The organism is Pseudomonas imperatae (assembly GCF_057128625.1).
On record NZ_JBSKHP010000022.1, the window covers coordinates 13,534 to 28,336 of the forward strand.

The 14,803-nt window shown below is 66.9% G+C and carries 11 protein-coding genes; 3 read left to right on the top strand and 8 right to left on the bottom strand.

Annotated features, from left to right (window positions below; all coding sequences use genetic code 11):
• The 4 genes from ACWKWX_RS23830 to codB all read right to left on the bottom strand — a co-directional run bounded on the left by ACWKWX_RS23830 (position 1) and on the right by codB (position 5,341).
• Positions 1-1,395 carry an MFS transporter gene (locus ACWKWX_RS23830; RefSeq protein ID WP_416424743.1) on the bottom strand — a complete coding sequence of 465 codons (1,395 nt, stop codon included), beginning with the start codon at positions 1,393-1,395 and terminating at the stop codon, positions 1-3.
• Positions 1,396-1,626: 231 nt separating this feature from the next.
• Positions 1,627-2,868 (bottom strand): cytosine deaminase, encoded by a 1,242-nt coding sequence (codA, locus tag ACWKWX_RS23835; protein ID WP_416424742.1) that lies wholly within the window; start codon positions 2,866-2,868, stop codon positions 1,627-1,629.
• Entirely contained in the window at positions 2,865-4,088 is a 1,224-nt protein-coding gene (locus ACWKWX_RS23840; RefSeq protein ID WP_483829088.1) for a PucR family transcriptional regulator, read from the bottom strand. Before ACWKWX_RS23840 ends, codA begins: the two co-directional genes overlap by 4 nt.
• The gene (gene codB, locus ACWKWX_RS23845; RefSeq protein WP_483829089.1) at positions 4,085-5,341 is read right to left on the bottom strand and encodes a cytosine permease; all 1,257 of its coding nucleotides are present in this window, start codon (positions 5,339-5,341) and stop codon (positions 4,085-4,087) included. Before codB ends, ACWKWX_RS23840 begins: the two co-directional genes overlap by 4 nt.
• Before the next feature lie 260 nt (positions 5,342-5,601).
• Between codB and ACWKWX_RS23850 the strand changes: the two genes are divergently transcribed.
• The gene (locus tag ACWKWX_RS23850; protein WP_483829090.1) at positions 5,602-5,814 is read left to right on the top strand and encodes a hypothetical protein; all 213 of its coding nucleotides are present in this window, start codon (positions 5,602-5,604) and stop codon (positions 5,812-5,814) included.
• Positions 5,815-5,950: 136 nt separating this feature from the next.
• Here the strand turns inward: ACWKWX_RS23850 and ACWKWX_RS23855 are convergent, their stop codons facing one another.
• Entirely contained in the window at positions 5,951-6,280 is a 330-nt protein-coding gene (locus ACWKWX_RS23855) for a hypothetical protein (protein WP_416424738.1), read from the bottom strand.
• A 511-nt stretch (positions 6,281-6,791) separates the two neighbouring features.
• Positions 6,792-7,235 carry a hypothetical protein gene (locus ACWKWX_RS23860; RefSeq protein WP_473002601.1) on the bottom strand — a complete coding sequence of 148 codons (444 nt, stop codon included), beginning with the start codon at positions 7,233-7,235 and terminating at the stop codon, positions 6,792-6,794.
• Between the two features lie 259 nt (positions 7,236-7,494).
• Here ACWKWX_RS23860 and ACWKWX_RS23865 point away from each other — a divergent pair, with 259 nt between their 5' ends.
• Positions 7,495-9,696, top strand: coding sequence for a TonB-dependent receptor (locus tag ACWKWX_RS23865; RefSeq protein WP_483829091.1), 2,202 nt, complete (start codon positions 7,495-7,497; stop codon positions 9,694-9,696).
• A gap of 77 nt (positions 9,697-9,773) precedes the next feature.
• Here the strand turns inward: ACWKWX_RS23865 and aceE are convergent, their stop codons facing one another.
• Positions 9,774-12,443, bottom strand: coding sequence for a pyruvate dehydrogenase (acetyl-transferring), homodimeric type (gene aceE, locus ACWKWX_RS23870; RefSeq protein ID WP_483829092.1), 2,670 nt, complete (start codon positions 12,441-12,443; stop codon positions 9,774-9,776).
• A 98-nt stretch (positions 12,444-12,541) separates the two neighbouring features.
• Between aceE and ACWKWX_RS23875 the strand changes: the two genes are divergently transcribed.
• Positions 12,542-12,982: a MarR family winged helix-turn-helix transcriptional regulator gene (locus ACWKWX_RS23875; RefSeq protein WP_483829093.1), complete on the top strand. Its 441-nt coding sequence runs from the start codon at positions 12,542-12,544 to the stop codon at positions 12,980-12,982.
• Between the two features lie 86 nt (positions 12,983-13,068).
• Here ACWKWX_RS23875 and ACWKWX_RS23880 read toward each other — a convergent pair whose 3' ends face one another.
• Complete coding sequence (locus ACWKWX_RS23880; protein ID WP_483829094.1) at positions 13,069-14,787, bottom strand: tannase/feruloyl esterase family alpha/beta hydrolase; 1,719 nt, start codon at positions 14,785-14,787, stop codon at positions 13,069-13,071.
• Positions 14,788-14,803 lie beyond the last annotated feature (16 nt).

Consider the following 14,803-nt stretch of genomic DNA (forward strand, 5'->3'; position numbering starts at 1 on the left):
TCAGCCCTGCAGCACCTGCGCACCGGCCTGGCGCGGCAGCTTGATGGCGTCCACCAGGGCAATCAGGCCCAGCACCGCGATGCCCAGGAAGGCCACGCGGAAGTCGCTGGGCTGGGCCTGGGCGGCGTGGCCCTGGACGCTCATGGACAGGCGCAGCAACAGCGCCGCGGCAGCCACGCCGACGCCCATGCCCAGCTGGAAGAACATGCTGAACAGGGTCGAGGCCTCGCTCATGCGGTCCTTGGGCACGTCGGCAAAGCCGATGGAGTTGTAGCAGGTGAACTGCATCGAACGCGACAGGCCGCCAATGAACAGCACCAGCACCACCAATGGCCACGGCGTGCTGGCGCTGAACAGCGCGCAGGCAGCGATCGACGCCACGCCGATCAGGCCGTTCACCAGCAGCACCCGGCGGAAGCCGAAGCGGCGCATGGTGGCGGTGGTGAAGGGTTTCATCGCCAGGTTGCCGGCGAACACCGCCAGCACCAGGCTGCCGGCGTACACCGGGGAGAAGCCGAAGCCCACCTGGAACAGCAGCGGCAGCAGGAACGGCAGGGCGCTGATGGCCACGCGGAACAGCGAGCCGCCGAAGATGCTGACGCGGAAGGTGTCGATGGCCACCGGCCCCAGGGGCAGCAGCGGCGAGGGGTGACGGCGGCAGTGGCGGATGGCCAGCACCGCCAGCACCGCACCGGCCACCAGCAGGCCGAGGCCGGTGCCCACGTGCTCGGCGCCGCCCAGCCATTCCAGGCCCAGCATCAACGCCGCGCAGGCACCGGCCAGCAGCAGGAAGCCGACGCTGTCGAACGGCCGGGTGTTTTCAGCGTGGCCCTTGGGCACCAGCCACAGCGCGCAGCCCAGGGCGATGGCGCCCAGGGGCAGGTTGACGAAGAAAATCCATGGCCAGGAGGCATGGGTGACGATCAGCCCGCCCAGCGGCGGGCCAAGAATCGGCGCCACCAGGCCGGGCCAGGTGATGACTGCGATCATCTTCACCAGGTCCTTCTTCTCGGTGGTGCGCAGCACCGCCAGGCGCCCCACCGGCACCATCATCGCGCCGCCGATGCCCTGCAGCACGCGGGCCGCGACGAAGCTTTCCAGGCTCTGGCTCAGGCCGCACCACAGCGAGGCCAGGGTGAACAGGCTGATGGCGCAGGAAAACACCCGGCGGGTGCCGAAACGGTCGGCCACCCAGCCTGACAGCGGAATGAAGATCGCCACTGCCAGCAGGTAGGCGCTGATGCCGATGTTGAGGTCCACGGGGGCCTTGCCGAATTGCTGGGCAATCTGCGGCAGGGCGGTGCTGATCACCGTGGCGTCGAGGTTCTCCATGAAGAAGGTGACGGCCACCAGCAGGGCGATCCAGGTGGCGGGCGTGGGGCGGTTGTCGGGCACTGTGGGGTTCCTTGTGTTGCCGAACGACGTACGGACAGGTGAGTCCGTGTTTCATTCTGCCTTCGGGGAAACCTTTTGTAACACCAATTTTCATCGTTACCAGATGAAACTGGGAATACACAACCGTCTTCGGTGGGAGCTGGCTTGCCAGCGAGCTTTTCGGGCTTCAACAGCTCGCTGGCAAGCCAGCTCCCACAACAAGCAAGGCCGCGTCAGCGGCGTCGTGGTCGGTCAGGCAACATTGAACTCGACGCGTTCGGGCACCCGTGTCATCAACACTTTGCCTGCGCGAATCGACACCCGCGCCTTGGCCTGGCGCCGCACTGCCTCGTAATCACTTTCCGCGTCCAGGATCACCAGGTTCGCCGGGCGCCCCACCTCGATGCCGTAGCGCTCGCCCAGGTGCATGGCGCGGGCGCTGTTGTCGGTCACCAGGTCCAGGCTGCGGGCCAGGTCCTCGAAGCCCATCATGTGGCAGATGTGCAGGCCGGCATCCAGCACGCGCAGGATGTTGCCGTTGCCCAGCGGGTACCAGGGGTCCTTGATCGAGTCCTGGCCGAAGCACACGTTGAGGCCGGCGCGGTCCAGTTCGGCCACGCGGGTGACGCCGCGGCGCTTGGGGAAGGTGTCGAAGCGGCCCTGCAGGTGGATGCTTTCGGTGGGGCAGGAGACGAAGTTGAGGCCCGACAGCTTGAGCAGGCGGAACAGCTTGGAGCAGTAGGCGTTGTCGTAGGAGCCCATGGCCGTGGTGTGGCTGGCGGTGACACGGCTGCCCATGCCGCGCACCCGGGCTTCTTCGGCCAGCACTTCGAGGAAGCGCGAGTGCGGGTCGTCGGTCTCGTCGCAGTGCACGTCCACCAGGCAGCCGGTGCGCTCGGCCAGGTCCATGAGGAACTTGATCGAGCTAACGCCCTGGTCGCGGGTGTTCTCGAAATGCGGGATGCCACCGACCACGTCGGCGCCCATCTCGATGGCCTGCTCCATCAGCGCGCGGCCGTTGGCGAACGACTCGATGCCTTCCTGGGGGAAGGCGACGATCTGCAGGTCGATCAGGTGGCGGGCTTCCTCGCGCACTTCGAGCATGGCTTTGAGCGCGCCCAGGGTCGGGTCGGTGACGTCGATGTGGGTGCGCACGTGCTGGATGCCGTGCTCGGCGAGCATGCGGATGGTGGTGTGGGCGCGCTGCTTGGTGTCTTCGTGGGTGATGGTGGCCTTGCGTTGGCCCCAGCGCTCGATGCCCTCGAACAGGGTGCCGCTCATGTTCCATTCCGGCTCGCCGGCGGTGAGGGTAGCGTCGAGGTGAATGTGCGGCTCCACCAGCGGCGCGATCAGCAGCTGGCCGCGGGCGTCGATGTCGTCGCCGCTGGCGGCGCGCAGGGCGGGTTGTGCGCTGATGGCGCTGATGCGCGCGCCGTCGCAGGTCACGGTAAACAGGCCCTGGCGTTTGCGCAGGGTGGCATTGATGATGTTCATGGGCGGTCCTGTAGCTGGGCCTCGGCCATGCGCCATACCAGCAGCGCGACCGAAGCGTTCATGCGGAAAAGGGGATCGTCGAGCGACTGCTCGCTGAGCTGTTCGATGCGTTGCAGCCGTTGGTTGAGGGTGTTGCGGTGGATGCCCAGGCGTTGGGCGGCCTTGAGGGCGTTGCCGTTTTCCTGCAACAGCGCGTCCAGGGTGTGCAGCAGGGTCTGCGGTTGCTTGCGCCCGGGTTCCTGCAGCGGGCCCAGGGTCTGGCGCACGAACGTGTCGATGATGCGCCGGTCGGGGATGGCCTGCAGCAGGCGCAGCACCCCCAGTTCGTTGAAGTCGCAGAAGCCGTGGGCGGGGCGCAGTTGCTCGGCCACTTCCAGCGCCTGGCGCGCTTCGCCCAGGGCCTGGCGGTACTGGCCGGGGTCGTGGACCACGGTGGACAGGCCCATGAACAGCGTCATGGGCGCGCTCATGCCCAGCAGGTCGCGGTACAGCGGCGCCAGCTGGCTGCGCGGGTCGAGGTCGCCGGCCAACAGCAGCACCAGCAGGTCACCCTGGCTGACCACCGGCAACGGTAGCGGGTGCGCGTTGTTCCAGGCCTCCAGCTGGTCCTCCAGCGCCTGGCGGCAGTGCTGCAGCTGGCGCTCGGCCTCGGGCGGCGGGCTGTGGGCGAACACCGCGGCCTGGTTCGACAGGCGCATCACCAGCACCCGCCGTGGGCCGTCCAGGGGCACCTGCAGGTGGGCGGCGCGCTGGCGTACGATGGCAAGGCCCGGGTAGTCGCCGCTCAGCAGCTGGCCGAGGATGTCGTGGCGCGAGCGGCGCACCTGGGCCATCTGCACCAGCGACGTGCCGATCAAGTGCGTGACGATGACCATCTTCAGCGCGTAGGGCTGTTCGATCAGTGGCACCCCCAGCGCCTCGGCCAGTGCCACCACCGACGCCGGAATGCGGCGGATGAACGCCTCGCCGGTGAGAATCACCAGCCCGGCAATGGCGCAGCGCTCGCCCTCGCGCACCAGGCGCAGCAGGTTAGCCTCATCGCGGGGCAGGTTGATGCCGGTGACGAATACCAGCTCGCCGCCCATCACCCAGTCGGCGATGCCTTCGTTCTCGGCCACGTACGACCAGCGCACGCTGCGGTGGCACTGGCGGGCGCCGGCGCGCAGGGCCATGGCCTCCAGGCCCGGCAGCGCCAGAATCTGTTCAACGGTAAGGCTCACGTTTCCTCCTGCAGGTAGGGGCGGCGCTGGCCGCCCAGTTGCAACAGCAGCCAGTAGCAGCCGGCCGAGGCGGCAATGCCCACCAACGGCGCGATCCAGGGTGATGCGTATGCAGCTACCGCCCCCACGGCGTAGGCGCCCAGCCCAGCCAGGTTATAGCGCGGCAGGCGGGCGTCCGCCAGCCGCGGGTAGCGGCCACGGTGGCGGCACCAGAAGTCGGCCATGATCACCCCGCCAATGGGCGGGATGATCGAGCCCAGCAGAATCAGGAAGGGGATCAGCAGCTCATACATGCCCTCGATGGCCAGCACCACGCCGACGGCGGCGGCCACCAGGGTCATGGTGCGCCGGCGTTCGCTGCGCAGCAGGTGGCAGCTGGCGGCGGCGACGTTGTAGATGGTCGGGCCCTGGATGGTCCACAGGTTCAGGCACAGCATCACCACGGCGGCGAACGACAGGCCTTGCAGCATCATCACCTCGACGATGTCGGCCTGCTGGTAGACGATGGCGCACCAGGCTCCGGCAACGATCATCAGGCCGTTGCCCACCAGGAAGCTGAGCACGCTGGCGACCACCGCAATGCGCCCGCTACGCGCCAGCCGCGTCCAGTTGGTGGCCTGGGTGGCGCCGCTGGCGAAGGTGCCGAAGACCATGGTGATGGCGGCCGAGACGCTCATGGCTTGCTGCGGCAGCACCGCGCTCAGGCCCTGCCAGCCGCCGATGGTGCGCGTGGCAATGACCATCGACACCACCAGCAGAATGAACATCAGCGGCACCGACAGCCGCGACAGCACGTCCAGGCCCTTGTAGCCCACCAGCGCCGTGAGGCAGAAGCCGAAGCCGAACAGCACCATCAGCGGCGTGGTCAGCCCCTGGCTCAGGCCCAGCAGTTTCACCAGCACGATGGCCACCGTGGCGGTGCCCCAGGCGTACCAGCCCAGCTCGGCGAAGCCCAGCAGCACATCGGAAAGCCGGCTACCGGCCTCGCCAAAGCAGAAGCGCCCCATCAGCACGGTGTTCAGCCCACTGCGCGCGGCGATCAGCGCCAGGGCTGCGGCATAGATTGCCAGCAGGCTGTTGCCGATGAAGGCGATCCACAGCATGTCGCTGACGCCGAAGGCCATGCCCAGCTTGCCGCCGGCGAACATGGTGCCGGTGAAGAAGGTGAAGCTGAACAGCACCATGGCGATGGACAGCAGGCCCTTGCGCCCCTGGGGCGGGGCTTCGCTCAAGGGGAAATCGGTTGCGCTCATTGTTGTGCTCCGCAGGCAGGCAGTGAAGGGATGGGCCTGGCTGGAGCAAGTTGCGGGCCACTGCGCAAAGCAGGGCAGAGGTACTGGTGGTAAGTGTTCACTGTGCACAGTCTTGTTGGTTTTATTGTACGGCTGGTGTGCATCGTGCCTCAAAAGGTGGCGTGGCTGCACCTGTTTCGACCTTCGGCTGCTGGACGAACGCCGGGCGCGTGGTTAACGTGTGGAAAATCCTGAACACAAGAACAAAGGGAATCACACGGATGAGAGAACAGCACAAGCCAGAACCGCCCCGGGGGGCGCGGCCCTTTCTGGGCGCGGGGATCTTCCTGCTGACGTTGCAGGTGCTGTGCAGCCTGTGCGAACGCCATCACTGGGGCCTGGCGGTGGTGGGGGCGCTGCTGGCCACCGGGGTGTGGGGGTATGGCGAGTGGCAGGCGCTGCGCCGCGAGCGGCAGCAGGGGTGGCAGGCGTAAAGCCGTGACGCCGCCTGGCGAATAATCACCGTAGCCGCTGCCGCAGGCTGCGCTGGCCTCGAACCACGCTGGAGATCTCCAGTGTACTCAAGGCCCAGCGCAGCCTGGCGGCAGCGGCTACAGGGCGGTGTCCTGCTTAGCAGTAGCGGTCGATCACCTGGACCTGCGCCGCTTGCCGCGCCTCGGGCCATTGGGCCTCAAGGGTGTGCAGCACGCGCCCCAGGAACTCGCGGTCGGCCGCTGCCTTGCGGCCGGTGTAGCCCTGGCCGCGGCGGTAGGTGCGCAGGCGGGCGCGCATGCTCGGCTTGCTCTGTTCGAATTCGGCTTCGCCGGCATGGCGGGCCATTGCGTCGATATGAACTTCGCCCGATGCGCAGACCCACAGGATGTGGCTGTCCAGCGTGTCTTTGCGCGATGCGAACAATTGAGCCAGTTCTTCAATGGTCGGTTGATTGTTCAAGTTCATGATGTAAGTCCCCTCGACTGTTATTTCTATTGTCTGTGTTGAGTTCAAACATGGCCCCCAATCGGCCACTCCACGGTGCTGCAAGGCAAAAAAAGCCGGTTGCAGATAGCGCAGGGTTGATGTGTGTAGCGTTGATGGAAAGTGGCTACAGCAGGGAGGAAGGCGCGACGAATCAGGAAGATCACGGACGACAGTACTGCAGTCAGCCACAAGCATCTTGAGATCGTCTCGCCGGCCTGGTGCCCCATACGGGCGACCTGCCGGTCAGCTTTTCATCAATCTGCCTTGTGGGCAGTACACATCACGCAACCGGACGACGGCTTGTCGCCAGGCTTTGACACCCTTTGCCTTGGCTCCCGATCGGGGAGACAGCTTCACTATGCAAGGCGCCGTGCAGGGCGTCAACACCTTTTGTAGTGATTTTTTACTGGCACTACATGATTGTTGGCGGGGGCCTTTGTTTATAAGGGGTTGAGCCGAAAAGGCGACTTGGTGGCTTGGAAATGACTGATCAGTCAGCAGGTTGTGGGGCAGGGGCCACTGTAGCCGGGGCCGGCAGAAGCGGGAGCGGAGGCATGGGGTGGACCGATTTTCCCAGTTGGAAAGCGGCCAGCATGTTGGAGGTCAGTGAGGCGTTGAACGAGGCGACCCCCAGCACGATCGCAATGGTTGCGGTGACGGCGGTCACCAGGATGGTGGTGCGCAGCGAGCTGAAGCCGGTGCGCATTTCCACGGCCATGTCGCGCACCTCGCCGGTCAGGGCTTCCAGTTGCTTGTCGCGAATTGCCTGGCCTTCGTAATAGCGCTGGTCGCGCTCGGCCTGCAGCAGCAGGAAATTGTCGAACCGGGCATGGGTGGCGTCGGCCTTGGCAATGGAGGCATTGACGCGGGCGTCCATGCGCGCCTCGATGGCCTCGATTTTCGCGTCGAATACGTCTCGTGATACCGCGCTCATCGTAAGGGTTCCCCGGAATAACTCCTTGTGAGCGGCCCATTATCCGCCGCCCGCTTCAGGAGTCCAGCGCTGCGCCGGGCTACTTTGTAACCCCCGGTGAGCCAACTGTGTAACGCATCTGTGACCAAATATCACCCGCAAATGAGATGTATATCTAATTGATAAGTAATATCATTAATGTATGGGGCACATTGCCTCTACCCAGCGCACCCGAGGCTCTGCCCCGCGCCCTTCACCATTCCCCTCCGCAGGACTGATCATGCTCCCACCTGTTTGCCAAGGCGTCCCGTTCCGGCCCACGATGCTCGCACTGCTGTGCTCGCTGGCCATGACGGCGCAGGCGGCCACTGTCACCAACTCGCAGGATGCGACCGCCAAGCAGGGTGATGGCACCCTGCAGTTGAGCGACGTCAACATCTCTGCGCAGTCGCTGACTGCCGCGCCTTCGCTGCCCCCGGTGTACGCCGGGGGCCAGGTGGCACGGGGCGCGCAGTTGGGCGTGCTGGGCAACCAGGACATCATGGACACGCCGTTCACCAGCACCGCCTACACCTCGGAGCTGATCGAGAACCAGCAGGCCGAGAACATCGGCGACGTGCTGCTCAACGATTCCTCCGTGCGCCAGGCCTCGGGCTATGGCAACCAGTCCCAGGTGTTCATGATCCGCGGCCTGCCGCTGGCCACCGATGACATCTCCTTCAACGGCCTGTACGGCATGCTGCCGCGGCAGATCATTTCCACCGACGGCATCGAGCGCGTGGAAGTGTTCCGTGGCCCCAGCGCCTTCACCAACGGCATCACCCCCACCGGCACCGGCCTGGGCGGTTCGGTCAACCTGCAGCCCAAGCGTGCCGACGATACCCCGCTGCGCCGCCTGACCGCCGACATCAGCGACAACGGCCGCGTGGGCGAGCACCTGGACCTGGGCCAGCGCTTTGGCGAGGACAACCAGTTCGGCGCCCGCGTGAACCTGGCCCAGCGCAGCGGCAACACCGGCGTCGATCACGAAAGCCAGAGCGAGCAGGTGTTCACCGCAGGCCTGGACTACCGCGGCGACAAGCTGCGCCTGTCCGCCGACTTCGGCTACCAGAAGGAAGACATCGACGGCGGCCGCAACTCGGTGTTCCTGGGCAGTGCCACCAAGGCCCCCAAGGCGCCATCGTCCACCAGCAACGCCAACGCCAAGTGGGCCAATACCACGCTGGAAGACACCTACGGCATGCTGCGCGGCGAGTACGACCTCAACGACAACTGGACCGCCTACGCCGCCGGTGGCTACAAACACACCCGCGAGAACGGCCGCTATTCCTCGGTGACCCTGACCGACAACGTAGGCGACGCCAACGTCACCGGTTCCACCATTCCCCACGACGAAGACAACACCAGCTTCTCGGCGGGCCTGAACGGCACGTTCCAGACCGGCGCAGTCAGCCACCGCCTGAACCTCGGCATGGCCGATATCTGGGCCCAGCAACGCAGCGCCTACGATTTCGACCTGAGCGGCGAAGCCTCGAACATCTACCACCCGGTGGCCACCGCCAAGCCTTCCTACGACTACCCCGGCGGCGACCTCAGCGACCCGGGCATCACCGGCAAGACCTTCAACCGCAGCCTGGCCGCCTCCGACACCGTCGGCTTGCTCGACGACCGCGTGCTGGTCACCGCCGGCCTGCGTCGCCAGCAACTGGTGGTCGAGGGCTACGACTACAACAGCGGCGCGCGCGACGCCAACTACGACAAGGAAATCACCACCCCGGTGTTCGGCCTGGTGATCAAGCCGTGGGAGCACGTGTCGTTCTACGCCAACCGCATTGAAGGCCTGGCTGCGGGCGACACCGCGCCAGATACGGCCAGCAACCGTGGCCAGACCTTCGCGCCCGGCCGCACCAAGCAGGTGGAGGCGGGCGTCAAGGTGGACATGGGCACCTACGGCGCCACCCTGGGGGTGTACCGCATCGAGGAGCCTACCGCCGGGTACACCAACAGCGCCTTGCTGTACGTGCAGGACGGCACCCAGATCAACAAGGGCGTGGAGTTCAACGCCTTCGGCGAGCCGGTGCAGGGCTTGCGCATCCTGGGCGGTGTGACGGTGATGAAGACCCGCGTGGAAGACACCCAGAACGGCACCAACGACGGTAACCGCGCCATCGGTGTGCCGACCTTCCAGCTCAACGCCGGCATCGACTGGGACGTGCCGGGCCTGGAAGGCGTGTCGCTGAACGGGCGCATGCTGCGCACCGGCGGCCAGTACGCCGACGCGGCCAACACCATCAGCCTGCCGACCTGGAACCGCTTCGACGCCGGTGCGCGTTATGGCTTCAAGGTGGACGAGCGTGACGTGACCCTGCGGGCCACGATGGAAAACGTGTTCAACAAGGACTACTGGGCCTCCGCTCAGGGCGGCTACCTGACCCAGGGCGAGCCGCGGGTGATGAAGTTGTCGGCGACCGTCGATTTCTGATTGCGTGCGTGACGCGGCCTTTGGCCGCTGCTACGGGAATGTGTAGCAGCGGCCAAAGGCCGCGTCCGGCGCCGCAATCAAACACTGGCCGGGTCGGTCTTCTCGGGATCGATCTGCAACGCCGCCAGCGCCTGCGCCACCAGCGCGCGCGCCACCATTCCCTCATCCGCCAACGCCTTCAACGCCGCCAGCACCACGAACTGGCGGTCCACCTCGAAGTGCCGGCGCAACGCCTCGCGGGTGTCCGACTGGCCGAAGCCATCGGTGCCCAGCGCCACGAACCGACGCCCGTCGACGAAGGGGCGGATCTGGTCGGCGAAGATCTTCATGTAGTCAGTGGCCACCACCACCGGCCCTTGCCGGCCCGCCAGGCAGGCCTGCACGTGGCAGCTGCGCGGCGCAGCTTCAGGGTGCAGCAGGTTCCAGCGTTCCACCGCCTGGCCCTCGCGGCGCAGCTCGGTAAGGCTGGTGGCGCTCCACACGTCGCTGGCTACGCCGTAGTCACGAGCCAATATCTCGCCGGCGGCCAGCACCTCGCGCAGGATGGCGCCGCAACCCATCAGTTGCACATGGGGCGTGCCGGTGGCGGGCGGGGTGCTGGACAGGTTGTACAGGCCCTTGAGAATGCCGTCCTCCGCGCCCTCGGGCAGGTCGGGGTGGGCGTAGTTTTCGTTGAGCAGGGTGATGTAGTAGTACACGTCTTCCTGGTCGACGAACATGCGGCGCATGCCGGCGTGGATGATCACCGCCAGCTCGTAGGCATAAGTAGGGTCGTAGGCCACGCAGCAGGGAATGGTGGCGGCCAGCACGTGGCTGTGGCCGTCGTCGTGCTGCAGGCCTTCGCCCATCAGCGTGGTGCGCCCCGAGGTGGCGCCCAGCAGGAAGCCGCGGGCGCGGGCGTCACCGGCGGCCCAGGCCAGGTCGCCGATGCGCTGGAAGCCGAACATCGAGTAGTAGATGTAGAAGGGCAGGGTGGCCACGCCGTGGTTGGCGTAGGCGGTGCTGGCGGCGATCCATGACGACATGGCGCCGGACTCGTTGAGGCCCTCCTGCATGATCTGGCCGTCCTTGCTCTCCTTGTAATAACTCAGCTGCCCGGCGTCCTGGGGCGTGTACAACTGGCCCACGTGGGAGTGAATGCCGATCTGGCGGAACAGGCTTTCCATGCCGAAGGTGCGCGACTCGTCCGGCACGATGGGCACCACGCGCGGGCCCACCTGCGGGTCCTTGAGCAGGGTGCCGAGCAGGCGCACGAAGGCCATGGTGGTGGAGATTTCCCGTTCGCCGGTGCCCTTGAGCTGCGCGCCGAAGCTGGCCAGGGGCGGGATCGCCAGCGGTTCGACCTGGGCGTGGCGGGCGGGCACGTGGCCGCCCAGCTCGCTGCGGCGCGCCTGCAGGTAACGGCCTTCCTGGCTGTCGGGCTCGGGCTTGAGGTAGGGCAGCGCCGCCACCTGTTCATCCGACAGGCTGAGCTGGAAACGGTCGCGGAACGCCTTCAGCGCCTCCAGGCCCATTTTCTTCTGCTGGTGATTGATGTTCTGCCCTTCGCCGGCCTCGCCCATGCCGAAGCCCTTGACGGTCTTGGCCAGGACCACCGTGGGCGCGCCGGTGTGGCGCATGGCCGCGGCGTAGGCGTTGTAGACCTTCTGCGGGTCGTGGCCACCGCGCGACAGCTTCCAGATCTCGTCGTCGGACATGTCCGCTACCAGCGCCAGCAGCTCGGGGTACTTGCCGAAGAAATGCTCGCGCACGTAGGCGCCGTTCTGCGATTTGTAGTTCTGGTAGTCGCCGTCCACGCACTCCATCATGCGCTGGCGCAGCAGGCCGCTGCGGTCCTTGTCCAGCAGGCGGTCCCAGCCGCTGCCCCAGATCACCTTGATCACGTTCCAGCCAGCGGCGCGGTACAGGCTTTCGAACTCCTGAATCACCTTGGCGTTGCCGCGCACCGGGCCGTCCAGGCGTTGCAGGTTGCAGTTGACGACGAAGATCAGGTTGTCGAGCTTCTCGCGGCCGGCCAGGGAAATGGCCGCCAGCGACTCGGGCTGGTCCATCTCGCCGTCGCCCAGGAAGGCCCACACCTTGCGGCCCTGGTGCTGGCTGAGCGCGCGGTTTTCCAGGTAACGCATGAAGCGCGCCTGGTAGGCGGCGGTGATCGGCCCCAGGCCCATGGACACCGTGGGGAATTGCCAGAAGTCGGGCATCAGCCGTGGGTGGGGGTAGGAGCTGATGCCATCGCGGTCGCTTTCGCGGCGGAAATTGTCCAGCTGCGCCTCGCTGAGGCGGCCCTCCAGGAAGGCGCGGCCGTAGATACCGGGCGAGGAGTGGCCCTGGATGTACACCAGGTCGCCGGCGAACGTGGCGGTGCGGCCGCGGAAAAAATGGTCGAAGCCCACGTCGTACAGCACCGCGGCCGAGGCGTAGCTGGCAATGTGGCCGCCCACCCCCGAGTGCTTGCCGGCGCGCAACACCATGGTCAGCGCGTTCCAGCGGATCAGCGCGTTAAGGCGTTTTTCGATGCCCAGGTCGCCGGGGTAGGGCCGCTCGCGGTCGGGGGCGATGGTGTTGACATAGGGCGTGGCCACCCGGCCATGAAAGTCGCCGTGGCGCGCCACGTCGAAATCCAGCAGTTGGTCGATCAGGTAATGGGCGCGGGGGCGGCCCTCCACGTCCAGCACCGACTCCATCGATTCCAGCCACTCACGGGTCTGCTGGGGGTCCTTGTCCAGAAACCTCGATTGCTCGCTCATCACGCCTCCTGGTGTTTTGATTGCAAATGCAATTACATTCAATCTAGCGCCGGCTAGCGTACAATTGCAACTACATTTCCCCTGCTTCAGGAGTCGCCATGGCCCAGGGCCAAGCAGATCTTTGGTTCAACTTCGTGCGTGCGCACCGCTCGCTGATCCGCGAGATAGAGCGGCGCCTGGCCGCCGAGCAGCTGCCGGCCTACGCCTGGTACGACGCGCTGTGGGGGATAGAAAGCGGCCCCGAAGGGCAGCGGCGCATGCATGAGCTGGCCGATGTGATGGTGATAGAGCGCTACAACCTGACACGGCTGGTGGACCGCCTGGAGGCCGAGGGCCTGGTGCAGCGGCGCCGCGCCGAAGGCGATGGCCGTGGCGCCACGGTGGCCATCACCGACAAGGGTCGGGCGCTGCGCCAGCGCATGTGGAGGGTGTACGAGGGGGCGGTGAAGGCGCTGTTCCTGAGCCAGTTCGCCCCCGACGAGGCCGACCGGTTCGCCCAGGCGCTGGAGGGCGCGCGGCTGGCGGCGAACGGGCCGTGACGCGGCCTGTGGGAGCTGGCTTGCCAGCGAGCTGTTGGGGCCATAAAAGCTCGCTGGCAAGCCAGCTCCCACAAAGGCAGTTGGTGTTACATCGGTTTGTATGGGGTGAAGAAATCAGCGCCCAGCCAGGCCGGCGTCGGCGTGCTGTCGATTGGGCCGCCACGGTGGTAGCTGGCCGCCAGCCGCGGGTCGCCGCTGCCGTTGTACACCGCCACGTAGGGGAAGGGGTACAGCGGCCGGGTGCGGCCGGCGTTGGCCTGGTCGGCGGCGGTTGCCGGCAGGCTCATGGGGCCCATGGGCGGCCGCTGGCCTTTCAGTGCGCCGGGCGGTGGCGCCATGGGCGCGCCGAAGCCCTGGGCCTTGGGCGTGGCCTGGGTGGTGAGGATCATCTCCGGCGCCTGCTGGCGCTCCACCCAACTCATCATCGGCGTCAGCAGGTCCAGCTGGCTGGGGCCTTCGCCGCCGCTGCAGTGGTGCACGCCGGGCAGCAGGTACAAGCGCTCGAACGCTTCGCTACGGGCCTCGCCCATCTGTTTGCGCAGGGCCTGGTGGTAGGCCAGGCTGTTGAGCGGCGAGATGTGCGGGTCGGCCCAGCCGTGCCAGATGATCAGCTTGCCGCCACGCTGGGCGAACGCCGACAGGTCGGGGTTGGTGGCGTCGTACAGCGGGTGCAGGGCGCGCAGTTGGTCGAAGGTGGCCGTGTCGAAGCGGGCATCGGCGAGCGTCAGGGTGCGCGTGGGGTTGCTGGCGAAGCTGACGTTCTGCAGGGCGTCCAGGGCAATTTTCTGGCTGAAGATCGGCTGGTCGGCCGACATCGGCACGAACACCCCGGCCCAGGCCAGTTCCGAGCCCGGCTGCGGGCCGCCGATGGTCAGGCGCTGGCCAGTGGCGGGGTCGCGGGGGCCGTCGTAGAGCTTGCGCACGGCGCCCACTTCGGCGGCGGTCAGGCAGGTGTCGGGCGCTTGCCCGGCCTTGCACTGGAGGCTGGCGGGGTCGAAGTGGCAGCTGCGCGGGTCGCTGATCAGCCGGTCCACCTGGCCGTCCTGGGCGTCGCACTGCGCCAACACCGCTTCGTGCAGCAGGTTCAGGCGGCCGGCCACCAGGATCGCCTTGCCGTCCGCGCCCTCGTTGGCCCGGGCCTGCCAGGCGTGGTACAGCGCGTTCTGCACCTGGAAGTTCAGCGCGGCGGCGCCGGCGATGATGCCGTCGAAGTCATCCGGGTAGCGCTGGGCCTCCATCAGCGCCTCGCGGCCGCCGTCCGAGCAGCCGTTGAAATAGGCGTACTGCTGGGGCTGGCCGTAGAAGGCCTTGATCAGCTGTTTCGCCACCAGGGCGGTGAGGTGCTGGCTGCGGTAGGCGAAGTCGACGCGCTTCTGCGGGTCTTGGCCGAAGGCGCTGCTGTTGCCCTCGTGGCCCATGTCGGTGGCGGCGGTGACGAAGCCGCCGCTGTCCAGCGGCACGCAGCCTTGGGCGGCGCCTATCTGGGTGGCGATGTTGCCGCACAGGCCGCCGCAGCCTACCTGCAGGTAGCGCTGGGTCCAGGTGCGGGTGGGCAGGCTGACACGGAAACCGATGCTGGGGGCCAGGGTGCCTTCCACCACGCAATGGCTGATGCCGTTGTCGGTGGTTTCGCGGGTGCTGGTGATGTGGCTGCCGGCGCCACCCAGGGCGGTGAGGTCCTGGGTTTGCAGGGCGGCGCAGGTCTGGGTGGCTGGCACCACGGGGAGGGTGGCGATGGCTTGGGCGGCGTGGGCGCTGCCGGTCAGCAGCAGCGCCAGCAGGGCGGCGATCGGGAACGTCTTCATGACAGGGTCCTGGAAA